Here is a 21,131-nt window from a genome sequence, read left to right on the forward strand (position 1 = left end):
GACGCCCCTTCGTTCAGGCCCCCTCGCCGCGGGCCACGCGGGCCAGGGTGCTCAGCGGGTCGCCGTCCTCCGCGCTGAAGCAGGCGCTGAAGTCGTCGCACACCTCGCAGTTCGGGGATTTGCAGAGCATCAGCCCCTCGCGCTCGCAGAGCTGCCGGTAGAAGAACTTCTTCCACTTCATGTCGCCGCTGTTCAGCGCGACCAGCGACGGAAAGTGCCGGCGGAACATGGCGTTCAGTTCCCGCCGGTTGGCGAAGCCCATGTCTTGCCAAAGGTGATTCGGCCCCAGCGTGCGGCGGGCGACGATGGCGGCCAGCCATTCCTCCTCGACGGTCCCGGCGGCGCGGTGGTCGAGCAGGAAGGCCCGCAGATCCTCCTCCTCGATGGCGTCCTCGCCGCTGTCGTCAGGCAGGGTGGAGAGGAGATGGGCAAAGCCCGCCGCGTGCCGCCGGATCAGCTCGGCCAGCGCGCCGCGGGGCAGTCCCAGGGACGCCGTGACGCCGCCGGAATGCTGCGCGGCCAACCCGAGGATGCGGGTGAACAGCAGCCGGTCGAGGGCTGGGCCGTCCGGAAGGCTGTCCAGTGCATCGGCGGGTGAATGGATGGAGAGGGCCAGGGCCGGATCGGCGATATGGGCAATCACGGTGTCGGCAATCATGTTCGGCGAACTCCCGCATCGGGGGGTTGTTCGGTCATGACCATGATGGTGGATCAAATTCCCGCAACTGCGAAGTGGTTTTTTTGCGGGTGCGTTGTCGAGGCCTGTCCGGCATCCGCCTCAGCCGTTCAGGACCTCGGCCGTGAAGCGCTCGAAAAAGCCGTCGATGACGCGGTCGGCCTTGGCCTTGACCAGCTTGACCGCCAGCCGGCCGACGGCCCCGCCCAGCGCCGCCGCGAGGGTGAAGGACAGGTGGGTGTGGCCGTCCACCTCCTCCAGCGTGATGCGGGCCTCGCCCTTGACCGCTCCGGCGAGGCCGCCCTTGCCCTCGGCGTAGAGGATGTAGAAGCGCGGCGCGTCCTCCGGCGCTACCCGGACGTTGCCGGCGAAGCGCGCGTTCAGCGGCCCGACCGTGGCGCGCACACGCGCGGTGTATTCGGTGGGCGACAGCCGGTCCATTTCCTCCAGCACCGGGATGCAGCGTTGCAGCACGGCGGGATCGCAGAGCGCGGTGAAGACCCGCTCGCGCGCCGCCGGAATCCGGTACTGGCCGTTCAGTTCCATGGATCACCTGTTGTTGGTCGGGAACGCCAAGCGATTTGGTGTATGGATGACCCGCTTCCAAGACGCGCAATCGAGCACGGAGGGCGACAAACATGCGGCAGGCCGTCACGACGCTGACCACCCAAACCCGCGGCCAGGGTCTGGTCGAGGTGACCGAGCCGGTGGCCCGCTGGGTCGCCGCCCAGGGCATGGAGACCGGTCTGCTGACGGTCTTCTGCCGGCACACCTCGGCCTCTCTGGTCATCCAGGAGAACGCCGACCCGAGCGTGCGCGGCGACCTGGAGCGCTTCTTCAAGCGGCTGGTGCCGGAAGGCCCCGAGCTTTACGACCACATTCTGGAAGGGCCGGACGACATGCCCGCCCACATCCGCAGCGCCCTGACCACGGTGCAGCTGTCCATCCCCGTGCTGGAGGGGCGGATGGCGCTGGGCACCTGGCAGGGGATCTACCTGTTCGAGCACCGCCGCCGGCCCCACGAGCGGACCCTGGCGTTGCATCTGCTGGGCGAGTGAGGGCCAGGCGCCCGCGCGACTACCCCAGCCAGCCCGCGATGTAGGGTTCGAGCCACCGGAACAGGGCGACGGCGGCGACCAGCCAGATTCCGACCATCAGCGCGGCGGCGGCGTAGCTGACCGGCCGGGTGGCCAGCCGGGCGGCGGTGGCGCGGTGTTCCTCCAGAACCGCCGCCGGGATCAGGCGGATGACCAGCAGGATGCCGAGCGGCACGATCAGCAGGTCGTCCAGATAGCCCAGGACCGGCACGAAGTCGGGGATCAGGTCGATGGGGCTGAGCGCGTAGGCCGCCACCGCGGCGGCGGCCACACGGGCGTACCACGGCGTCCGCGGGTCGCGCGCCGCCAGATAGAGCGCGATCACGTCGCGCTTGATCCGCCGCGCCCAGCCCTTCGCCGCCGCCAGCATGGCGGGCCGTCAGCCCGCCGCCGGGACGGGAGCGGCGGACTGGCGCAGCCGTTCCAGCAGGGTCTTGGTGGCGAAGCCGTCCGGCACGGCGCCGATCGACTGCTGGAAGCGGCGCACGGCGTTGCGGGTGTTGGCGCCGACGATGCCGTCCGCCGTTCCTGGTTCCATGCCCAGCGAGGCCAGCCGCTCCTGAAGCTCGATCCGCTCGTCGCGGCTCAGCGCCGGTTCGTGGCGCGGCCAGCTTCCCTGCACGCCGGAGCGGCCGGCGAGACGGTCTGACAGCAGCGCCACCGCCAGCGCGTAGCTGGTCGAGGGGTTGTACTTCATGATCGCCCGGAAATTCTCCCGGACCAGGAAGGCCGGCCCCTGCGCGCCGGCGAGCATCAGGACGGCGGCCCGCTCCTCCTCGCCGCCGCTCAGCTCGCCGCCGTTGACCGGTCGCACGCCGAGGCGGCGCCATTCGGACACCGGCTTGGAGATGTTGTACTCGGCCTGCTCGTAGGGGAAGCCGGCGGGCAGGGTGACCTCCTCGCCCCAGCGCTCCCCGGTGCGCCAGCCGTTGGCCTGCACGAACTTGGCGGTGGAGGCGAAGACGTCGGGCAGGCTGCCCCAGATGTCGCGCCGCCCGTCGCCGTCCTCGTCGGTGGCGTGCTTGAGGAAGATGGTCGGCATGAACTGGGTCTGGCCCATGGCGCCGGCCCAGGAGCCGCTCATCCGCTCCGGCGGGATGTCGCCGCTGTCGAGGATGCGCAGGGCGGCCAGCAGCTCCGTCCGGAAATAGCTGGCGCGGCGGCCTTCATAGGCCAGCGTGGTCAGCGCGTCGACGACGGAGAAGCCGCCGGTGAAGTTGCCGAAGTCGGTCTCCACGCCCCAGAAGGCCACGAGGATCTCTGCCGGGACGCCGGAGCGCTGGCTGATGCGGCGCAGCAGCGCGCCGTTGTCCTGGATGCGCTGGCGCCCGGCCTGGATGCGGCGGTCGTTGACCGCGCTGTCCAGATACTGCCAGGGCTGGCGGTTGAACTCCGGCTGGGAGGAATCCAGCTCGACCACCCGGTCCGACAGCTTCACGTTGGCGAAGGCGCGGTCGAAGGTTTGGGCGCGGATGCCCTGGCCGAGCGCCTCGGCGCGCAGGGACTTCAGCCAGTCGGCGAAGCTGACGGCGGGCTGGGCCGGGGCCACGCTGGCCGGGGCGGCGGCCGTCGCCTTCGCGGTTCCGGACGTGGTGGTGGCCGACACGGGCGGGGCGCCCGTCGTCTGGCAGCCGGCCAGGATCGTGGTGGCGAGCAGGAGGCGGACGGGAAGGGACAGCAGGGGGCGCATGCGCTCTCGTGACCAACAGGGAAAGGCTGTGCGGGAGCCTAGGACGGACGGCCCTTTCACTCAACGGACAAGTTCCGGTGCCGGAAGCAACGCTCATCCGCCACGCGCGGGGAAGGTGGGCAAGAATCGACACGGATTGCACGGATCAAACCGGATTTCACGGAGTCACTCGGCTCGACCAGCGGTGTGCTTGCGGGTTTTCAGAAATCCGTGAAATCCGTGTCCGAGTCCGTGAAATCCGTGTCGGATTTTGTCATCCGACGGAGTGACGCGGCGCCCAGACAGCCTGGACTTGACCGTGAACAAAACTTGAACAAACGGGCAGAAATCCCCATATCCAGAGCATTCCGAAACCAGAGACGAGACGTTCGCGGCCCGCCCCCCGGCGCGCCGCCGAGAGGGTTCGCCATGCCGTATTTTCCGACCATCGAACTCACCCCGCAGGTGTCCCTGCTGCTGGCGCGGGGGGCTCTGCGCCTGAATCCCGGCCAGTGGGTGCGGGGTCCGAAGGGGCATGGCCGCTACCTGCGCACCGACCCGCGGACCGGCACCACCTATGTGAGCTGGCTGCGCCCCGGCGACGATTGGGAAACCGCGTCGCAGCGCTTCAGCCGGGCCTGCCGGAAGGGCTTCATCGGGCGCTATCGCGGCGGCTACGAGGCGGAGAAGGCGCGTCGGGAGATGGCCCGGCTGATCGCGGATGCCGACCACGCCGGTGGCGTTCCAATGCGGGACGAGCGGCAGCCGACGCTGTTCTAAGGCGGCAACCCACGCGCCCATGGAGAGCAGAGGCTTGGCCGAAGGGACCATCAACGCCATCCGCATCGGCTGCGCCGGCTGGAGCATCCCGAAACCCTCCGCCCCGGCCTTCCCGGCGGAGGGCACGCATCTGGAGCGCTACGCCCGCGTCTTCCCAATGGTGGAGGTCAACAGCCGCTTCTACCGCCCGCACAAGCCGGAAACCTGGGAGCGCTGGGCGGCCTCGGCGCCGCCGGACTTCCGCTTCGCGGTCAAGCTGCCGCGCGCCATCACGCACGAGCAGCGCTTGAAGGACTGCGCCGCCGCGCTGGAGCATTACCTGTACGAGGTCGGGCATCTCGGCGACCGGCTGGGGCCGCTGCTGGTGCAACTGCCGCCGACGCTGCGCTTCGAGCCGGCGGTGGCCGGTCCTTTCTTCGCGACCCTGCGCGAGCGTTTCGCCGGCCTCGTCGTCTGCGAGCCGCGCCACCCGAGTTGGTTCGCGGCGGAACCGGACCGGCTGCTGGTCGACCATGCCGTGGCCTGCGCCGCCGCCGATCCGGCTCCGGTGCCCGCGGCGGCGGAGCCGGCGGGCTGGGATGGCTTCCGCTACTGGCGGCTGCACGGCTCGCCGGTGATGTACCGCAGCGCCTACCCGCTGGACGCGCTGGACCGGCTGGCCCGGCGCTTCCGCGACGAGGCGCGGGAGCGGCCGGTCTGGTGCGTCTTCGACAACACCGCCGACTTCCACGCGGTTGACGACGCGCTGACGCTGATGAGCCGTTTGGGTGCCTCCACAGGTCAGAGAGACAAGCCCGGCGCCTGACCGCTATCGTTGCGCGAACGCAAGCGCAGCCGGGGCGGTCGGGTATGGACGTCATTCTTCTGGTGCTGATCGGGGCCATCGTCGCCCACCGGTTCAACCGCCGGCTGACGGCGCAGGAACGCGAGATCGCCCGGCTGCGGCAGGCGCTGGAGCGGGTGCAGGGGCCGGTGACGGTCGAGGCCGCGCCGGTCGATGCTCCCGCCGCGGCCACCGCCGCCATGGCGGAGGTTCCGCCGGAGCCACCGCCGATCCAACCGCCCCCGGAACCCTCGCCACCCCCGCTGTCGGTGTGGAGCCGGCTGGAGGACGCTCTGGCCGGGCGCTGGCTGATCTGGCTGGGCGGGGCGACGGTCGCTCTGGCGGCGGCCTTCTTCATCAAGATGTCGGTGGAGCAGGGCTGGCTCGGCCCCAGCGTGCGCGTGGCGCTCGGCCTGCTTTCCGCCGCGGCGCTGATGGTCGGTGGCGAATGGCTGCGGCAGCGCGGCGGAGGGGCGGAGCCGGGTGGGCGCGATCCGGTGCCGCCGGCCCTGACCGCGGCGGGACTGTTCACGGGTTTCGCCAGCGTCTATGGCGGCTATGTGCTCTACGACCTGTTCGCCCCGCCGCTGGCCTTCGCGCTGCTCGGCGGGTTGGCGGCGCTGGGGATGGCGCTGTCGCTGCTCCAGGGACCCTACATCGCGGCGCTGGGATTGCTCGGCGGCTTCGCGACGCCGCTGCTGGTTTCGTCCATCGGGGGATCGGCCTGGGGGTTGTTCGCCTATCTGCTGGCCCTGTCGGGCGCCGGGATGACGGTGGTGCTGTGGCGCGGCTGGCGCTGGCTGGGGCTGGGCACGCTGGTCGGGGCGGCGGGCTGGGTGCCGGTCTGGTACGTCGGCGGCTGGAACCCCGGCGACGCCCTGCCGGTCGGGATCTACCTGCTGCTGACCGCCGGGCTGTTCCTGATGCCCGCCCTGCTGGCCGGGCCGGTCGAGGCGATGCCGCGCACCACCCTGTTCGACATGCTGCGCTGGAAGGGCCGTCCGCGCGCTGACCGTCTGGCCGTGGCGGCGGTGGCGGTGCTGGGGCTGCTGATGGCGATGCTCGTCACCGTGGACGGCCACCGCAGCGGGTCGCTGGTGATGCTCGCCCTGTTCGGGCTGCTCTGCGTCGCGGCGGGACGGCGGATCGAGCGGATCGCTGGCGTCGCCTGGATCGGCGCTCTGGCGGTTCTGCTGGCCTTCGCCGGCTGGACGGTGCCGCGCTGGCCCCTGCCGCCGCCCGCCGTCACCGCGGATGGCCACCCCATCGTGCCGTCGCCGGGCGCGGGGCTGCCGTTCCAGTCCGGGCGGTTCCTGTGGGCGGTGGGCGGCTTTGCCCTGCTGTACGGGATGTGCGGCTTCATCGCCCTGTGGCGGTCGACGCGGGCGGCGCTGTGGTCGTCGCTGGCGGCCTGGATGCCGGTGGTGCTTCTGGCGCTCGCCTACTGGCGGCTGGACCCGCCGCAGGCCGACACGCTGTGGCCGGTGGCGAGCCTCGCGCTGGCGGCGCTGCTGGTCGCCGGAACCGGCCCGCTGGCCCGCCACCGCCACCAGCCGGGCGTCGGTCTTGGGCTCGCCGCCTTCGCCGCTGGGGCCGCCGGAGCGCTCAGCCTCGGCGCGGTCATGATGCTGCGCGAGGCCTGGCTGACCGTGGCGCTGGCCGCCCAGGTGCCGGTGCTGGCGTGGCTGGAGCGGCGGATGGGGCTGCGCTCGCTGCGCGCGGTGATCCTGCTGGTGGCGGGCGCCGTCCTGGTCCGGTTGGCGCTGAATCCGTCGGTGCTTGAGTATGGGGAGGATGGGCTCGGCTGGATCGTCTACGGCTACGGCCTGCCGGCGGCGGGCTTCTTCCTGGCCGCCCATTGGCTGCGCTCCGCCCCGGACGGCAGGGGCGATGACGGGGTGGTCGCGCTGCTGGAGGCCGGCGGGCTGGCCTTCGTCACGCTGCTGCTGTCGCTCGGCATCCAGGCGCTGACCCGCGGCACGCTGGACGAGCCGCCCGACACGCTGCGCGAGGTGGCGCTGCACACGCTGGTCTGGCTGGCGCTGGCCCTGCTGCTGGCGACGGGGCGGCGCTGGCGCACGCGGCCCGTGGCGGTGTGGGGGCGGCGCATCCTGGCCGGGCTGGCGGCGCTTCAGGCGGCGGCGCTGCATCTCGTTGCCCTGAACCCGCTGTGGAGCGACGAGGCGGTGGGCGCGTGGCCGGTGGCGAACACGCTGCTGCTTGCCTATGGGCTTCCGGCCCTGCTCGGACTGCTGTTCCTGTGGGTGGAGCCGCTGCCGGCCCGGCTGCGCCCGTGGGTCGCGCTGCTGCCTCTGGCGCTGCTCGGCACCAATCTGGCGCTGGAGATCCGACACGCCTTCCAGGGACCGGTCCTCTCCGGCCCGGACCTGCCGGACGCCGAATGGTACGGCTATTCCGTCGGCTTCCTGGTGGCGGCGGTGCTGATGCTGGTCGCCGCCCTGCGGTACCGGCTGGGCTGGCTGCGCCACGCCGCGATGGCGCTGATCCTGGCGGTGGTCGCCAAGGTTTTCCTCAGCGACATGGCCGAGCTGGGCGGGCTCTACCGCGTCGCCTCCTTCCTCGGGCTGGGGCTGAGCCTGATCGGCGTCGGCTATCTCTACCGCCGGCTCCAGGGCACCGCACCGCAGGGAGGGCAAACAATCGCCTGAGCGAACGGTCGGGTTGACATCCGCCCCCCTCTCGCGCTCCGATGATGGCAACGAACGCAGAAAAGCCAAGCCGCAGAAAAGCCAAGCCAGGGAGGCCCGCAGCCATGACCAGTTCCATCGCCCATCCCATCCTGCCGAACGGCGACAGCGGCTTCACGGTGGAGGCCGCGTCGATGAAGTTCGGCCGCGGCATGCTGACAGAGGCGGGGAACGACGCCAAGGCCATGGGCATGCGCCGGGTGGCCTTGTTCACCGACCCCCATGTGGCCGAAATCGCGCCCTTCGCGGCGGCGCTGGACTCGCTGAAGGCGGCCGGGCTGGACGTCGCCGTCTACGACCGCTGCGCGGTGGAGCCGACCAGCGCGTCTTTCCTGGAGGCGGCGGACTTCGCCCGCGACGGCCGGTTCGACGGCTATGTCTCGGTCGGCGGCGGGTCGGTCATCGACACGGCCAAGGCGGCCAACCTCTACGCCACCCACCCGGCGGACTTCCTCGCCTACGTCAACAAGCCGCTGGGCGAGGGGCGGCCGGTGCCGGGTCCGGTCAAGCCGCACATCGCCTGCCCGACGACCTGCGGCACCGGCAGCGAGACGACCGGCGTCGCCATCTTCGACCATGTGGAGATGCGGGTGAAGACCGGGATATCCTCCCGCTATCTGCGCCCGAATCTGGCGCTGGTCGACCCGGCGACCATCGACAGCCTGCCACCGGGCGTCATCGCCTCCACCGGCTTCGACGTGCTGACCCACGCCATCGAGAGCCATACCGCGCGCTCCTACCGCTCCCGCCCGAAGCCCGACGCGGCCAACCCGCGGCCGCCCTACCAGGGCGCCAATCCCTGGTCGGACATCGGCAGCCTCCAGGCGATCCGGCTCGGCGGACAGTATCTGGAGCGCGCCGTCAACGACCCGGCGGACGAGGAGGCGCGCGACGCCCTGATGTTCGCGGCAACACTGGCCGGACTGGCCTTCGGCAACGCGGGGGTGCACATCCCGCACGCCATGTCCTACTCCGTTGCCGGGATGAACCACCGCTTCACCGCGCGCGGCTACGAGAAGGCCGCCCCGATGGTGCCGCACGGCATCTCGGTGGTGCTGAACGCGCCGGCCGCCTTCCGCTTCACCGGTTCCGCCGAGCCCGAGCGCCATCTCCGCGCCGCCGAGGCGCTGGGGGCGGAGGTCCGCGACGTGTCCCCGGCGGACGGCGGCGCCATACTGGCCGCCCGGCTGATCGCCATGATGCGCGCCACCCATCTGCCCAACGGCCTGTCGGCGCTCGGCTACGGCGCGGCTGACATTCCGGATCTGGTGCGCGGCGCGATGGCGCAGCAACGGCTGCTGACCATCGCCCCCCGCCCGGTGACGGAGGAAGACCTGCGCGGCCTCTACGCCGACGCCATGACCTACTGGTGAGCGCACCGACGGGCGGCCCCATCCCGTGGGACGAGGCCACCCGCAACGGTGTTACGGACGGTTCGGGTACAGGCCCTGGGTTGCAATGCAGACGGTCTGTCCAATCGCCGGGGACTGGGTGGACACCTTCTGGGTGGCGCCGGCCGACGCGGGCGCGACCGCCACGGTGCCGCCGGTGATGCCGGTGTTGGGAACCGTGACGGTGCCGCTGGCCGTGCCGGCGACGCTGGCGGCCGTGCTGGGGGCCGGGCCGCTGGTGTTGTACGGCCCGTTCACGGTGAAGCCGGCGCCGCCGTCGTTGATCGAGGTGTCGCCGAGATAGACGGTGCCCGAGGTCGGGGCCGACACCGGGCTGCCGCCGGTGGTGACGGGAAGGCTGACGGTGCCGGTGAAGGGAACGGTGGTCGAGCCGCCCGACCCGCCGCCCGTGCCGGTGAAGGTGGCGGTGTGGGTGTGCGGCTGCAGCGGAACCTGGGCCGCCGACAGCAGAAGCTCCTGCTGGCCGACCTTGGCGCCGATGGCGATGTTCGCCAGCCCGGGGCCGGTGCCGGACCCGATGGCGGCGCGGCCGCGCAGATCGGGGACGGCGAAGAGGTCCGCGTTGTTGCCGCCGTAGCGGTAGCCGATCAGAGCGAACAGCGCCTGGTTTTCGCGGACCGTCAGCGTCCGGCCGTCGGCGATGACATAGCCCTGCGGGCACCAGTCGAACGCGTAGGTGCAGATGGTGCCGATGTACGGTTCCACGTTGCAGGCGGCGGCGGGCGTGCTGAACAGAGCCAGGCCGCTGGTCATCGCAAAGGCGGCGGAGAGAAGAGTCTTGCGCATGATGTGTCCTCAGCGTTGAGAGGGGGGCTTTTGTGGCCGCAACCTGTTACGGACGGTTCGGGTACAGGCCGTTGGCCACGATGCAGACGGTCTGTCCGATCGCCGGGGACTGGGTGGACACCTTCTGGGTGGCGCCGGCCGACGCGGGCGCGACCGCCACGGTGCCGCCGGTGATGCCAGTGTTGGGAACCGTGACGGTGCCGCTGGCCGTGCCGGCGACGCTGGCGGCCGTGCTGGGGGCCGGGCCGCTGGTGTTGTACGGCCCGTTCATGGTGAAGCCGGCGCCGCCGTCGTTGATCGAGGTGTCACCGAGATAGACGGTGCCCGAGGTCGGGGCCGACACCGGGCTGCCGCCGGTGGTGACGGGAAGGCTGACGGTGCCGGTGAAGGGAACGGTGGTCGAGCCGCCCGACCCGCCGCCCGTGCCGGTGAAGGTGGCGGTGTGGGTGTGCGGCTGCAGCGGAACCTGGGCCGCCGACAGCAGAAGCTCCTGCTGGCCAACCTTGGCGCCGATGGCGATGTTCGTCAGGCCGGGGCCGGGGCCGGTCCCGGTGCCGATGGCGGCGCGGCCGCGCAGGTCGGGGATGCCGAAGATGTCCGCGTTGTTGCCGCCGTAACGGTAGCCGACCAGGGAGAACAGCGCTTGGTACTCGCGGACCGCCAGCGTCCGGCCATCGGCCGGGATATAATTGCGGGGGCACCAGTCGAACGCGAAGGTGCAGATGGTGCCGATGTACGCCTCGTCGTTGCAGGCGGCGGCGGGGGTGCTGAACAGAGCCATCCCGCTTGCCATCGCAAGCACGGCGGTGAAAAGAGCCTTGCGCATGATGTGTCCTTCGCGTTGGGATTGTTTTTTGAACTTTGACGACCGGTTGTCACACAAGTGAATGATTTTATTTTTTCACGAACTTACTATCTCATATCCCGCTTAGGTGGTTAAACGACATTTTTATACAAATTTGTTCATCGTTGGGTCGTTTTTGCAATCGACACGCAAAGCTTGCAGTGCCGGCGGGGGAACCGGGCTGCCGGCCGCGACGGCGGATCCTTGGGGCACCCCCTCCGCGCGGTTCCGGCGGCCGGAACACGATCGGACGGGGCACGTTGTTCCGGAAGGGCCATCGGGATGGAGGCCCGGGGGCGGAGGCATGGCGCCAACATCATGAAAATCATCATCTTCGGACAATCCATCAGCTCCTCCTGGGGCAATGGGCACGCCACCCTATGGCGGGGGCTGGTCAAGGCCCTCGCGCGGCGGGGCAACCGCGTCGTCTTCCTGGAGCGCGACACGCCCGAACGGGCGGAGCACCGCGACCTGTGGGACATCTCCGGCGGGGAGCTTCTGCTCTACGACCGCTGGGAGGATGTGGCGGCGGTGGCGCAGCGTCACGCCGACGAGGCGGACGTGGCGATGGTGACCTCCGGTTGTGTGGACGGTGCGGCGGCCTCCCACCTCGTGCTGGGGTCGAAGGCGCAGCGCACCGTCTATTACGACCTCGACACGCACATCACCCTGTCCCGCTCCGAAACGGGGGAGCGGCCGGCCTATCTGCCGCCGGAAGGGCTGGGCGGATTCGACACCGTGCTGAGCAGCACCGGCGGGCAGGCGCTGGAGGCGCTGAAGACGCAATTGGGCGCACGGTTCGTGGCGCCGCTCTACGCCTGGGTCGACCCGGACCTGCACCGTCCCGCCGATCCGGTGCGGCGCTATCTCGGCGACCTCTGCCATCTCGGCGCCTGGGTCGAGGACCGGAAGGCGGCGCTGGAAGCGCTGTTCATTGAGCCGGCCCGGCGGCTGGGACGGCGGCGCTTCGTCCTGGCCGGCGGCGGCTATCCGGACGACGCGTCCTGGGGGGCCAACATCCAGCGCGTCCGGCATCTGCCTCCGGCGGAGCACGCGGCCTTCTTCTGCTCCTCCACCCTGACGCTGAACGTGACGCGCCGGTCCCTGAAGGCGATGGGCTGGTGCCCGTCCGTCCGGCTGTTCGAGGCGGCGGCCTGCGGCGTTCCGGTGATCTCCGACGAATGGGAGGGGATCGGCGCCTTCTTCGAGCCGGGGCGCGACATCCTGGTCGCGCGGGAGACCGACGACGTGACCACGGCGTTGATGCTGCCGCGCGGCCATCTTTCCACGCTGGCCCAGCGCGCGCGGTCGCGCGTTCTGGAGGAACACACGGCGGAACGGCGCGTGCGGGAGTTGCGCTCCATTCTCGACATCAAGGGGGGCGGCGATGATTGATCCGACGTTCCCCGGTTGCCCGGCTTGCCTCTCTTGGAAGTAAGCCGCCCTGGGCGCTCTGGCCGTCCGGTCGGGTTCCCGGTTCCGAGGTCGGCAACCCGGTGCAGGACGGCTATCCCTTTCGCGAGTCGATCCACTTCCAATACCCCGGTTACCGGAAGCCCTTTTTCGTAGAAAACAAAGAGGGAGCTATCGCGGCAGGACTGTCCCGATTCCGGCTGTTCTCCGGGCCGCCAAGATGTCGGAGAGAAAGAAGGGCGTGCGTCAGACAATAAGTTCCAATGAATAACACCACAGGGACATGGGATGAACGAAGCGGTGAAGCGTAGGAACAGCCCGGCAGGAGAACGTCACCCGAGCGTCGGCGCCCCTTCAGGCCTTCCTTTCCTGGAGGCGCTGCGATGGCATTGACCATTCTCACCGTGGCGTCGCCCTTTGCCCCGATCGGCGCCGATCCGGAAAACGAAGGCACGGCGGAGCAGGTGGCCGGCGCCATCGACGCCGCCCTGGTCCGCGCCGGGCACCGCTCGATCGTCATCGCGCCGGAGGATTCGGCGGTGGCCGGGACGCACATCCCGCTGGCGCGCGTCCATGGCGGGGCGCATGGGCAGGTGCCGGACGAGCGGGCGCAGGCGGCCGTTCTGAGGCGCGTCGCCACCGTGGTCGCCGGAGCGGTGGAGGACCACGCACCCGACCTCGTCCACCTCCATGTCCGGGACTTCGAAGCCCTGCTGCCGCCGCAGGATGTGCCAGTCCTGGCGACGCTCTACGAGCCGCTGGACCGCTACCGGCCGGAGGCCCTGGCGTCGCGGCGGGCGAAGCTGCACCTCCAGCCGGTGTCCGCCGCGCAGGTGCGCGGAGCCTCGCCGGGGCTGACGTTCCTGCCGCCGCTGGAGATCGGGGTGGCGGTGGACCGCCTGCACATCCGGGTGCCGAAGCGCCGCTTCGCCGTCTGCCTGGGCGACATCGAGCCGGAGATGGGCTTCCACATCGCGCTGGACGCGGCGCGGCAGATCGACATGCAGCTTCTTCTCTGCGGCGGCCTGTCCCGCGGCGCGGAGGAGCAGCGCTACCTTCAGGAGGAGATCCGGCCCCGGCTGGACCCCAAGCGCCGCTTCCTCGGGCGGATCGGCTTCGGGCGCAAGCGCTGGATGCTGGGGGCGGCGCGCTGCCTGCTGGCGCCCAGCCTGATGTCGGAGCCGACCCCCGTCGCGGCGCTGGAGGCGCTGGCCTGCGGCACCCCGGTGGTGGCCTTCCCGACCGGAGTCCTGGCCGACCTCGTGGAACCGGGCGTCACCGGCTTCCTGGTCAAGGACGCCGAGGAGATGGCCCGCGCCATCGAGCACTGCGAGGGCTTGGACCCCGACGCCTGCCGCGCCGTCGCCCGCGCCCGCTACTCGCTGGACGGCATGACGGAACGTTATCTGGCGCGCTTCGAGGAGCTGGTCGCGGGAGGGACGGCGGCAGCGGCGGGGGTGGCGTAGCGCCCCTTCCTTTACGGATTGGCTCCATAGAGCTTGGCCATTGACAGCTGGTCGGCCAGCCGCCCGTCGATCAGGCTGTGGCGGCGGGCCACCGCCTCCTCCTGGAAGCCGTGCTTGGCGTAGAAGCGCCGGGCGCGGCCGTTGTGGCCGAACACCCAGAGCGACAGCCGGTGCAGCCGCCGCGCCCGCACCCAGAGGTCGGCCGCGGCGATCAGGCGTCCGCCGACGCCCAGCGCCCAGAAGTCCCGGCGCACCGCCAGCCCCAGACTGGCCTCGTGCGCGGTGCGGGCGTAGGCGCCGGTCCACAGCGACAGCGACCCGGCGATGGTCCCGTCCGCGATCGCCAGCAGGGTGGCCGTCCGGTCGCCGATCCTCTGTTCGGCGAGGAAGCGCCGGGCCGCCGCGACGTCCGGCAGGGATTCGGCGGCGCTGCGCATCAGGAAGTGGGTTTCGCTCCGCACCGCGTGGTCGTAGGCGAGGTAGGCGGCGGCGTCCGCCGGCAGGGCGGGGCGGATCTCCAGCCGTCCGATCCGCGCTTGGCGTGGCGCCACGACGGTCGGGTCTGGCGCCGGAGCGGACCATTCGGGAATTCCGTCCGCCCCGATGATCTTGCCCATCAGCCGCTCGCTGCGCCACGCGCCGTTGACGCGAAGGACGTCGCGCATCAGCCCCTCGTCGAGAAAGCCGAGCCGTTCGTAAAGGGACAGGGCGCGGCTGTTGCTCTCGGCCACGGTGAGTTCCAGCCGGTGCGCGCCGGTCCGCCGCGCCCAGGTTTCCGCCGCGCCGAACAGCGCGGTGGCGACGCCGCGCCCGTTCCAGTCGCGCCGCACCCCGACCGCCAGGGTCACCGCGCCGCGGTTGCGGCGGAACCGCCCGCCATGGGCGCTGAGATAGCCGACAAGGTCCGCGGGATGATTGCCGGCGGCCTCGGCGACGAAGATGGTGGAGTTGCCGGACGCCTGGAAGGCGGCGAGGTCGCGTGCCCAGAAGGGCCTCTCGCCGGGCTCGCGCAGCAGGAAATCGCTTTCCGCGTCGATCCGCGCGACCAGGGCCATCAGGGCGTGGCGCTCGCCGGGCCGGGCTTCGCGGATGGAAAAGCCGCCGATGGTCTGAATGTCCCGCATGGCGCGCAGCCTAGGCCCGCCCAGGGGCGATGGCAAAGCGGTTGTTGCCGTATGGCCGGCGCGGCTATCGTCGCGCCATCGTGAGACCTGGAGTTGCCATGCCCACCGTGACCGTCCGTCCGGCCATCGAGGCCGATTGCCCGACCATCCTCCGCTTCGTCCGGGAACTCGCCGTGTTCGAAAACGAACCCCACGCCGTGAAGGCGAGCGAGGCGGACTTCCGGCGCGACGGCTGGGGGGAGCGTCCGGTGTTCGAGGCGCTGATCGCCGAACTGGACGGGGAGCCCGTCGGCTTCGCGCTGTGCTTCCGCAGCTATTCCACCTGGGAAGGGCGGGCCGGCCTGTTCGTGGAGGATCTCTACGTCACCCCGGAAGCGCGGCGCTATGGCGTGGGCCGCAAGCTGCTGGCGACGGTGGCGAAACTGGCGGACGAGCGGGGCTGCCGCCGTGTCGACCTGAATGTGCTGCACTGGAACCCGGCGCGCGATTTCTATCTGCGCATCGGCTTCAAACAAATGGAGGAGTGGCTTCCCTACCGTCTCACCGGCGATGCGATCGCGGCACTGGCCGCGCAGGCGGATGAGGTTTGAGGGAACGAAAGCGCTGTTCTGTTCCGGTGGGCTGACGGTCGGGGCGTGTTCATGGCCCCGACCTCATCGCCACCACGCGGTACTTAGGCCTTGGTCCTGCGGGACCCTCAGGCGGCCTTGGCCGGCATCGCAGCGTTCAGCAGGTCCAGGTAGCCGGACCGCTCCTCGCGCAGGGTGGACAGCAGGTCGGCGAGGCTTTCGCGGACAAAGGGGTCGTTCTGGCCGTCGATCCGGTTCAGCGCCAGCTGGATGAACTCATCGACCAGGGCGATGTGAACGCGAGAGGACGAGGTAATCTGTTCGGTGGTGGTGGCGATCAGCATTTTAAAACTCCGTTTTGTCTTGTGTGTTCGTGATGTCTCTATTTGGCCATGTCCCGGTTAACGACTTACTAACGGGGGCTCTGCGGGGCTGGTGTCTTGAGGGGTAATCCCGCAACCGACAAATATAGGGAGATTTTACCCGTAAGGATTACCACTTTTCTTTAAACAAGCGGACGCTTTTCTGAGCCTGTGAGACTTTTCAAGGACTTCCGTCGAAGGTCGTAGCGACCGGACCGGCATAGGCGGGAGGGAAGCGGAGCCTTAACGGCGGCGTCCGCAAGCCTTAAGCCGCCACGGCGGGGCGTTAACAGGCCGTCCCGCCGGGCGGAGTACATCCTTTGCGAGGCCCGGTGCGCCAGGCTTAGCTCCTTACGCGGCGCGCGGCAGCCGGCCCGCGGCGCGGTCCATGCGGTCGGCGCGTTCCAAGGCCTGGGCGACCAGATCGTCGAACAGGTCGTTGACCAAGGCCGACAGGCGCACCGGCGCGCCGCCAAGCTGCGGCCCTTCCATCAGCAGGGAGCCTTCCTCGCCGGGGCCGACCACACGCCAGCCCTTCGCCGTCATCTCGGCGACGCGGGTCTTGGCGATGAAGGCGCGGACATGGTCCATGGCGAACTCGCTCATTCAGATCTCCCAGGGCTGGAGAGGGGCAGCGGGATGGGGGCGGGATGGGGGCGGCAGGGTCGGTCACGCCGAAACGGTAACGCAGGAAACGGAACGCAACAAGAACAAATTCGGCCGGACCCTTGCCCAAAGGGGATTCCGCGTTGATTCCCCTTGCCCGGCCGGCGATTCGGGAAAAAATGCGCTGACCGGAACGATGTTCGAACCGACGAGGACATGACCATGACCGGCAAGACCGGGATGCGCACCGAGACCGACAGCTTCGGACCGATCGAGGTTGCCGCCGACCGTTACTGGGGCGCCCAGACGCAGCGCTCGCTGCGCAACTTCCGCATCGGCGGGGAGCGCATGCCGCCAGCGCTGGTGCGCGCGCTCGGCATCCAGAAGAAGGCGTCAGCGCTCGCCAACATGGCGCTGGAGGTGCTCGACCCCCGGCTGGGCCGCGCCATCGTCGAGGCGGCGGAGGAGGTGATCGATGGCACGCTCGCCGATCATTTCCCGCTGGTGGTCTGGCAGACCGGCTCCGGCACCCAGAGCAACATGAATGCGAACGAGGTCATCTCAAACCGCGCCATCGAGGCTCTGGGCGGCGAGATGGGCTCGAAGAAGCCGGTCCACCCCAACGACCACGTCAACATGGGGCAGTCGTCCAACGACAGCTTTCCCACCGCCATGCACATCGCCGCGGCCGAGCAGATTCACCACGAGCTTCTGCCGGCGCTGGAGCACCTGCACGCGGCGCTGGCGGCGAAGGCGGCGGAGTTCGCCGACATCGTGAAGATCGGGCGCACCCACCTCCAGGACGCCACGCCGCTGACCCTGGGGCAGGAGTTCTCCGGCTACGCCGCCCAGATCGCCTACGGGATCGAGCGGGTGAAGGCGTCGCTGCCGCAGCTCTACCGGCTGGCCCAGGGCGGCACGGCGGTGGGCACCGGGCTGAACGCCAAGACCGGCTTCGCCGAAGCCTTCGCCGAGGAGGTGGCCTCCATCACCGGGCTGCCCTTCGTCACAGCCGAGAACAAGTTCGAGGCGCTGGCCACCCACGACGCGCTGGTGGACGCGCACGGCAGCCTGAACACGCTGGCGGTGTCGCTGATGAAGATCGCCAACGACATCCGCCTGCTCGGCTCCGGCCCGCGCTGCGGCATCGGGGAGATCGCCCTGCCGGAGAACGAGCCCGGCTCCTCGATCATGCCCGGCAAGGTGAACCCCACCCAGTCGGAAGCGATGACCATGGTCTGTGCCCAGGTGATGGGAAACCAGACCACCGTCAGCATCGCCGGCGCCACCGGCCATTTCGAGCTGAACGTCTTCAAGCCGGTGATCGCCTACAACGTCCTCCAGTCGATCCGGCTGCTGGCCGACGCCTGCAACAGCTTCACCGACAACGCCGTGGTCGGCATCGAGGCGAACCGCGAGCGCATCGGCCAGTTGCTGAACGAGAGCCTGATGCTGGTCACCGCGCTGAACCCGCACATCGGCTACGACAACGCGGCGAAGATTGCCAAGAAGGCCCACAAGGAGGGAACGACCCTGAAACAGGCCGGCGTGGCGCTGGGCCTGCTGACCGAGGAGCAGTTCGATCAGTGGGTCAAGCCGGAAACCATGGTGAAGCCCCGGTGACCGGGGCCATGCGCCGTCCATGAAGAAGCGCTCCGTCCTCATCGCCGGGCACCCGACCAGCGTCTCCCTGGAAGAGGAATTCTGGGAGGCGCTGAAGGGGCTCGCGCAGGCGCGGGGGATGTCGGTCAACGCGCTGATCGAGGAGATCGATTCGACCCGCAGCGGCAACCTGTCGAGCGCGATCCGGGTCCATGTGCTGAACGCGGTGCAGGGGCGGGGGGAGGGGGGCTGCCCCCGCCGGGAGCGCCCCTGGACAGGCGGCGGGGGGACGGCTACACCCTTGCGCCGGACCGACCCCTTCCCCTCGCGCCAGAGTGTCCGCCCGTGACGCCCGACATCACCCTCCTCGACACTATCGCCATTCTGTGGTTCCTCGCCTGCTGGGCGGGCTTCACGCTGATCCAGGACCACATGCTGGGCGGACGCATGGTCGTGAACCAGCATCTGAAGAAGGTGCGCCGCCATTGGATGGAGCGGATGCTGGAGCGCGACAACCGCATCATGGATTCGCAGCTCGTCGGCCACACGATGCAGAGCTGCACCTTCTTCGCCAGCACGAACATGCTGGTGCTGGCCGGTCTGGTCGGCGCCTTCGGCGCGGTGGAGAACGCCCACAAGCTGGTCGGCACGCTGTCCTTCACGGTGCAGACCACGCGCGAGTTCTTCGAGCTGAAGATGCTGCTGCTCGTGGCGATCTTCACCTTCGGCTTCTTCAAATTCACCTGGGCGCTGCGCCAGTACAATTACTGCTGTGCCCTGATCGGCTCCGCCCCGCTGCCCCCGGTGCCGGCGGAAGAGAAGACGGCCATGGCGGACAGCATCGCCGCCGCCATGACGCTGGCCGTCAAGGCGCTGAACGGTGGCATGCGCGCCTATTACTTCGCCATGGCGGCGCTGGCCTGGATGCTCGGCCCCTGGTTCTTCATGGTGTCCACTGCGGCGGTCATCGTCGTCCTGACCCGTCGGCAGGGCTTCTCCGCGACGGAGAAGGTCATCCGCGTACAGGTGGATGCGCTGGAGAGACGCGAGCGGCGATGATGCACGTTTTTGGCGATAAATATGTTAAAATGTTCTAAATCTGCGACGTTATGGCCAATACGCTGCAGCGCAAATTAATGCTTTTGTCATAGCCGCCTGATGGACGCGTGCGCTGCAGCACGCCATGTTGAGGGGATCGGCCATGGACATCGACACAGCGGTATCGGTCTTGAATTCGCTGGACGAGGCGGAACGGCTTCTGGCGGAAGTCCGGCTGCATCCAGGGGCCTGCGGTGCCGCCAAGGAGTTCATGGACCGCAACCGCGAGCTTCTCGCCCAGGCACGCCACTGCATCGATGCGGCGCACGAGCTGGCCTGATGCCGGCCCGACGATGGGCGGGAGTGGCCGGTTCCCGTTGCGCGTCAGCCCTTCCTGAGGACCTTGCCGCCCGTGCCGGCCATCTTCGCCCAGTCCTTCGCGAAATAGGCGAAATCGCGGGACGGGCGGCTGTAGAGGTAGCCCTGGGCCAGCGACACCCCCAGCTCCGTCAGGAGTTGCGCGTGTTCCGGTCCCTCCACCTGCTCCCCGATCAGCCCGAGTCCCAACTGGCGGCACACGTCCACCATGGACCGCAGCATGGCCATGTCCCGCCCGTTGTTCACGGCGCCGCGGACGAAGTGACCGTCGATCTTGGCGAAGTCGGCCTGTATCCCGTAGAGCGACTGGAAGGAGGTCGATCCGGCCCCGACATCGTCCAGGCAGATGCGGAATCCGGCGGCGCGGAGCTTCTGCAGGACGTCGTTCAGTTTGGCGATGTCGGTGACGACGACGGTCTCGGTCACCTCGATCAGCAGCTTGCGGGCCAGCTCGCCATAGGGCTCGGTCACCGCCAGGAACTGGCGCAGGAAGATCGGGCTCATCAACGTCTTGGCGGACAGGTTGATCGCCACGTCCGGCAGGGTCGGCTCCTTGCGGTGGGCGTGCATGGTGTCCAGCACCGACTGCGTCAGCAGCAGGTCGAAGTCGTAAATCAGCCCGACATCCTCAGCGAAGGTGATGAAGTCCACCGGTGACAGCGTGCCCTCCACCCGCGTCAGCGCTTCGAGATGATGGACGGTCCGGGTCCCGATGTCGACGATGGGCTGGTAGACGACGAAGAAGTCGCGCTTCTCGATGGTCGCGCGCAGCCGGCCGATGCGGTCCACCGCGTCGGACAGCATGCGCTTGGCGCCGTCCTCCAGGCTGGAGATGGTGAACTCGCCGCCCTGGGCCGACGCGAAGGCCTGCACCGTGTAGACCAGCGCGCGCGCCGCATCGGCGGGATCCAGCCGCTCGTCCGACACGTCCAGCGACCAGGTGCGGATGCCGCCGGGCAACTCTCCGCCGGCGCTCTGGATGATCTGGGTGATGTGGGCCTGCACCTCCTGACCGTCGATGTCGGACGCGTGGACGACGCCGTAACGGTCGGTGGCCAGTTGCCCGGCGCTGTCGCCGTTGGCGGAGATCGCCCGCAGATAGGCCTCGATCCCCTGCATCACCTCGCTCGCCGCCCCTTCGGGCAGGGCGTCGACCATCGATTGCAGGCCGTCGATCAGCAGCAGGGTCAGGGCGTTGTCCAGCCCCTTCTCCCGCGCCTTGATGATGCGGTCCTCCAGGATGTGGCTGAAGGCGTTGCCGTCCAGAAGCTGCCCCGCCGCGGCCAGCGCCTCGTTCGTGTTGCGCGGGCCGGAGGCCAGAAGGACGGTCAGGAACAGCGACCCGGGGCAGGAGTCGAGCCGGCAGCCGCCGAGCAGCGCCGGGAAGCGGTTGCCGTCGCAGCCCTGGAAGACGACGCGGGCCGGCTTGATGCGGCCCTTGTCCTGGATGCGCTTGAACAGGACATTGACGTACTTGCGGTCGTTCGGCGCCACGACGTCGAGCAGGCTGCTGCCGACCAGACCCGCCACGTCGCCTTCGGTCAGGCGGCAGCGCGCGCCCGCGCAGAACAGGATGTTTCCCCGCGCATCCGTCTCGATCAGCAAATCCGCAGCGGCGAAGGCGAAGCCGACGAAGCGGTCACGCTCGCGGTGCGACGGGCGACGGACCTGCGCGTTGGTCTGCGGCACCGGGCGTCTGATCGAGTCATGCGCAAGCTGCATCGGCAATAGCCCGAAATTGAGAAAAAGTTTATCGAATTGCGTCATTCATTGAATGG

The 21,131-nt window shown here is 69.5% G+C and carries 21 protein-coding genes and 1 pseudogene; 12 read left to right on the forward strand and 10 right to left on the reverse strand.

Features of this window, described 5'->3' with window-relative positions:
- Nucleotides 1–13: 13 nt before the first annotated feature.
- Together ACWPXE_RS11490 and ACWPXE_RS11495 are read right to left on the reverse strand one after the other, a co-directional pair.
- The gene (locus tag ACWPXE_RS11490) at nucleotides 14–658 is read right to left on the reverse strand and encodes a nitrogen fixation protein NifQ (RefSeq protein WP_454017984.1); all 645 of its coding nucleotides are present in this window, start codon (nucleotides 656–658) and stop codon (nucleotides 14–16) included.
- Between the two features lie 120 nt (nucleotides 659–778).
- Nucleotides 779–1,222, reverse strand: a complete 444-nt coding sequence (locus ACWPXE_RS11495) for a CoxG family protein (protein WP_014239881.1) — start codon at nucleotides 1,220–1,222, stop codon at nucleotides 779–781.
- Between the two features lie 92 nt (nucleotides 1,223–1,314).
- Here ACWPXE_RS11495 and ACWPXE_RS11500 point away from each other — a divergent pair, with 92 nt between their 5' ends.
- A complete protein-coding gene (locus tag ACWPXE_RS11500) occupies nucleotides 1,315–1,734 on the forward strand; it encodes a secondary thiamine-phosphate synthase enzyme YjbQ (RefSeq protein WP_454017985.1) in 420 nt (139 codons plus the stop codon).
- A gap of 19 nt (nucleotides 1,735–1,753) precedes the next feature.
- Here ACWPXE_RS11500 and ACWPXE_RS11505 read toward each other — a convergent pair whose 3' ends face one another.
- Both ACWPXE_RS11505 and ACWPXE_RS11510 read right to left on the reverse strand, forming a co-directional pair.
- A complete protein-coding gene (locus ACWPXE_RS11505) occupies nucleotides 1,754–2,143 on the reverse strand; it encodes a YkvA family protein (protein ID WP_454017986.1) in 390 nt (129 codons plus the stop codon).
- A gap of 9 nt (nucleotides 2,144–2,152) precedes the next feature.
- Nucleotides 2,153–3,463 (reverse strand): lytic murein transglycosylase, encoded by a 1,311-nt coding sequence (locus tag ACWPXE_RS11510; RefSeq protein ID WP_454017987.1) that lies wholly within the window; start codon nucleotides 3,461–3,463, stop codon nucleotides 2,153–2,155.
- Nucleotides 3,464–3,871: 408 nt separating this feature from the next.
- Between ACWPXE_RS11510 and ACWPXE_RS11515 the strand changes: the two genes are divergently transcribed.
- The 4 genes from ACWPXE_RS11515 to ACWPXE_RS11530 all read left to right on the forward strand — a co-directional run bounded on the left by ACWPXE_RS11515 (nucleotide 3,872) and on the right by ACWPXE_RS11530 (nucleotide 9,126).
- On the forward strand, nucleotides 3,872–4,222 hold the full coding sequence (locus ACWPXE_RS11515) for a hypothetical protein (protein WP_174438133.1): 351 nt from the start codon (nucleotides 3,872–3,874) through the stop codon (nucleotides 4,220–4,222).
- Between the two features lie 34 nt (nucleotides 4,223–4,256).
- On the forward strand, nucleotides 4,257–5,027 hold the full coding sequence (locus ACWPXE_RS11520) for a DUF72 domain-containing protein (protein WP_454017988.1): 771 nt from the start codon (nucleotides 4,257–4,259) through the stop codon (nucleotides 5,025–5,027).
- Nucleotides 5,028–5,071: 44 nt separating this feature from the next.
- Nucleotides 5,072–7,714 carry a DUF2339 domain-containing protein gene (locus ACWPXE_RS11525; RefSeq protein ID WP_454017989.1) on the forward strand — a complete coding sequence of 881 codons (2,643 nt, stop codon included), beginning with the start codon at nucleotides 5,072–5,074 and terminating at the stop codon, nucleotides 7,712–7,714.
- 104 nt (nucleotides 7,715–7,818) lie between these two features.
- Nucleotides 7,819–9,126, forward strand: a complete 1,308-nt coding sequence (locus ACWPXE_RS11530; RefSeq protein ID WP_454017990.1) for a hydroxyacid-oxoacid transhydrogenase — start codon at nucleotides 7,819–7,821, stop codon at nucleotides 9,124–9,126.
- Between the two features lie 51 nt (nucleotides 9,127–9,177).
- Here ACWPXE_RS11530 and ACWPXE_RS11535 read toward each other — a convergent pair whose 3' ends face one another.
- Both ACWPXE_RS11535 and ACWPXE_RS11540 read right to left on the reverse strand, forming a co-directional pair.
- Nucleotides 9,178–9,951, reverse strand: a complete 774-nt coding sequence (locus ACWPXE_RS11535; protein ID WP_454017991.1) for a phage tail protein — start codon at nucleotides 9,949–9,951, stop codon at nucleotides 9,178–9,180.
- Between the two features lie 46 nt (nucleotides 9,952–9,997).
- A complete protein-coding gene (locus tag ACWPXE_RS11540; protein WP_454017992.1) occupies nucleotides 9,998–10,777 on the reverse strand; it encodes a phage tail protein in 780 nt (259 codons plus the stop codon).
- 336 nt (nucleotides 10,778–11,113) lie between these two features.
- Here ACWPXE_RS11540 and ACWPXE_RS11545 point away from each other — a divergent pair, with 336 nt between their 5' ends.
- The gene (locus ACWPXE_RS11545) at nucleotides 11,114–12,190 is read left to right on the forward strand and encodes a CgeB family protein (RefSeq protein WP_454017993.1); all 1,077 of its coding nucleotides are present in this window, start codon (nucleotides 11,114–11,116) and stop codon (nucleotides 12,188–12,190) included.
- Nucleotides 12,191–12,591: 401 nt separating this feature from the next.
- The gene (locus ACWPXE_RS11550) at nucleotides 12,592–13,674 is read left to right on the forward strand and encodes a glycosyltransferase (protein ID WP_454017994.1); all 1,083 of its coding nucleotides are present in this window, start codon (nucleotides 12,592–12,594) and stop codon (nucleotides 13,672–13,674) included.
- A gap of 11 nt (nucleotides 13,675–13,685) precedes the next feature.
- On the opposite strand, the gene ACWPXE_RS11555 is transcribed toward ACWPXE_RS11550, so the two are convergent.
- Nucleotides 13,686–14,798 carry a GNAT family N-acetyltransferase gene (locus ACWPXE_RS11555; protein ID WP_454017995.1) on the reverse strand — a complete coding sequence of 371 codons (1,113 nt, stop codon included), beginning with the start codon at nucleotides 14,796–14,798 and terminating at the stop codon, nucleotides 13,686–13,688.
- Nucleotides 14,799–14,896: 98 nt separating this feature from the next.
- Between ACWPXE_RS11555 and ACWPXE_RS11560 the strand changes: the two genes are divergently transcribed.
- The gene (locus ACWPXE_RS11560; RefSeq protein ID WP_454017996.1) at nucleotides 14,897–15,388 is read left to right on the forward strand and encodes an N-acetyltransferase family protein; all 492 of its coding nucleotides are present in this window, start codon (nucleotides 14,897–14,899) and stop codon (nucleotides 15,386–15,388) included.
- 107 nt (nucleotides 15,389–15,495) lie between these two features.
- On the opposite strand, the gene ACWPXE_RS11565 is transcribed toward ACWPXE_RS11560, so the two are convergent.
- Nucleotides 15,496–15,711 (reverse strand): hypothetical protein, encoded by a 216-nt coding sequence (locus ACWPXE_RS11565; RefSeq protein ID WP_014239900.1) that lies wholly within the window; start codon nucleotides 15,709–15,711, stop codon nucleotides 15,496–15,498.
- Between the two features lie 369 nt (nucleotides 15,712–16,080).
- The gene (locus tag ACWPXE_RS11570; RefSeq protein WP_454017997.1) at nucleotides 16,081–16,335 is read right to left on the reverse strand and encodes a hypothetical protein; all 255 of its coding nucleotides are present in this window, start codon (nucleotides 16,333–16,335) and stop codon (nucleotides 16,081–16,083) included.
- Nucleotides 16,336–16,557: 222 nt separating this feature from the next.
- On the opposite strand from ACWPXE_RS11570, the gene fumC reads away from it, so the two are divergent.
- The 4 genes and pseudogenes from fumC (at nucleotide 16,558) to ACWPXE_RS11590 (ending at nucleotide 19,315) form a co-directional block, all read left to right on the forward strand.
- Nucleotides 16,558–17,958: a class II fumarate hydratase gene (gene fumC, locus ACWPXE_RS11575; RefSeq protein WP_237903956.1), complete on the forward strand. Its 1,401-nt coding sequence runs from the start codon at nucleotides 16,558–16,560 to the stop codon at nucleotides 17,956–17,958.
- Between the two features lie 19 nt (nucleotides 17,959–17,977).
- Nucleotides 17,978–18,178 (forward strand): annotated as a pseudogene (locus ACWPXE_RS11580) (ribbon-helix-helix domain-containing protein); the annotation flags it as partial.
- A 104-nt stretch (nucleotides 18,179–18,282) separates the two neighbouring features.
- Nucleotides 18,283–18,996 (forward strand): DUF599 domain-containing protein, encoded by a 714-nt coding sequence (locus ACWPXE_RS11585; RefSeq protein WP_454017998.1) that lies wholly within the window; start codon nucleotides 18,283–18,285, stop codon nucleotides 18,994–18,996.
- Nucleotides 18,997–19,138: 142 nt separating this feature from the next.
- Nucleotides 19,139–19,315, forward strand: coding sequence for a hypothetical protein (locus ACWPXE_RS11590; RefSeq protein WP_170295983.1), 177 nt, complete (start codon nucleotides 19,139–19,141; stop codon nucleotides 19,313–19,315).
- 44 nt (nucleotides 19,316–19,359) lie between these two features.
- On the opposite strand, the gene ACWPXE_RS11595 is transcribed toward ACWPXE_RS11590, so the two are convergent.
- Nucleotides 19,360–21,075, reverse strand: coding sequence for an EAL domain-containing protein (locus ACWPXE_RS11595; protein WP_454017999.1), 1,716 nt, complete (start codon nucleotides 21,073–21,075; stop codon nucleotides 19,360–19,362).
- Nucleotides 21,076–21,131 lie beyond the last annotated feature (56 nt).

The sequence above is a fragment of the Azospirillum sp. Marseille-Q6669 genome, assembly GCF_965111635.1.

Coding starts and splice junctions, on each gene's coding strand:
- ACWPXE_RS11500 (WP_454017985.1), top strand. CDS start 1,315: ATGCGGCAGGCCGTCACGACGCTGACCACCCAAACCCGCGGCCAGGGT.
- ACWPXE_RS11560 (WP_454017996.1), top strand. CDS start 14,897: ATGCCCACCGTGACCGTCCGTCCGGCCATCGAGGCCGATTGCCCGACC.
- ACWPXE_RS11555 (WP_454017995.1), bottom strand. CDS start 14,798: ATGCGGGACATTCAGACCATCGGCGGCTTTTCCATCCGCGAAGCCCGG.
- ACWPXE_RS11525 (WP_454017989.1), top strand. CDS start 5,072: ATGGACGTCATTCTTCTGGTGCTGATCGGGGCCATCGTCGCCCACCGG.
- ACWPXE_RS11535 (WP_454017991.1), bottom strand. CDS start 9,951: ATGCGCAAGACTCTTCTCTCCGCCGCCTTTGCGATGACCAGCGGCCTG.
- fumC (WP_237903956.1), top strand. CDS start 16,558: ATGACCGGCAAGACCGGGATGCGCACCGAGACCGACAGCTTCGGACCG.
- ACWPXE_RS11510 (WP_454017987.1), bottom strand. CDS start 3,463: ATGCGCCCCCTGCTGTCCCTTCCCGTCCGCCTCCTGCTCGCCACCACG.
- ACWPXE_RS11545 (WP_454017993.1), top strand. CDS start 11,114: ATGAAAATCATCATCTTCGGACAATCCATCAGCTCCTCCTGGGGCAAT.
- ACWPXE_RS11490 (WP_454017984.1), bottom strand. CDS start 658: ATGATTGCCGACACCGTGATTGCCCATATCGCCGATCCGGCCCTGGCC.
- ACWPXE_RS11515 (WP_174438133.1), top strand. CDS start 3,872: ATGCCGTATTTTCCGACCATCGAACTCACCCCGCAGGTGTCCCTGCTG.
- ACWPXE_RS11565 (WP_014239900.1), bottom strand. CDS start 15,711: ATGCTGATCGCCACCACCACCGAACAGATTACCTCGTCCTCTCGCGTT.
- ACWPXE_RS11595 (WP_454017999.1), bottom strand. CDS start 21,075: ATGCAGCTTGCGCATGACTCGATCAGACGCCCGGTGCCGCAGACCAAC.
- ACWPXE_RS11590 (WP_170295983.1), top strand. CDS start 19,139: ATGGACATCGACACAGCGGTATCGGTCTTGAATTCGCTGGACGAGGCG.
- ACWPXE_RS11530 (WP_454017990.1), top strand. CDS start 7,819: ATGACCAGTTCCATCGCCCATCCCATCCTGCCGAACGGCGACAGCGGC.
- ACWPXE_RS11570 (WP_454017997.1), bottom strand. CDS start 16,335: ATGAGCGAGTTCGCCATGGACCATGTCCGCGCCTTCATCGCCAAGACC.
- ACWPXE_RS11505 (WP_454017986.1), bottom strand. CDS start 2,143: ATGCTGGCGGCGGCGAAGGGCTGGGCGCGGCGGATCAAGCGCGACGTG.
- ACWPXE_RS11540 (WP_454017992.1), bottom strand. CDS start 10,777: ATGCGCAAGGCTCTTTTCACCGCCGTGCTTGCGATGGCAAGCGGGATG.
- ACWPXE_RS11495 (WP_014239881.1), bottom strand. CDS start 1,222: ATGGAACTGAACGGCCAGTACCGGATTCCGGCGGCGCGCGAGCGGGTC.
- ACWPXE_RS11550 (WP_454017994.1), top strand. CDS start 12,592: ATGGCATTGACCATTCTCACCGTGGCGTCGCCCTTTGCCCCGATCGGC.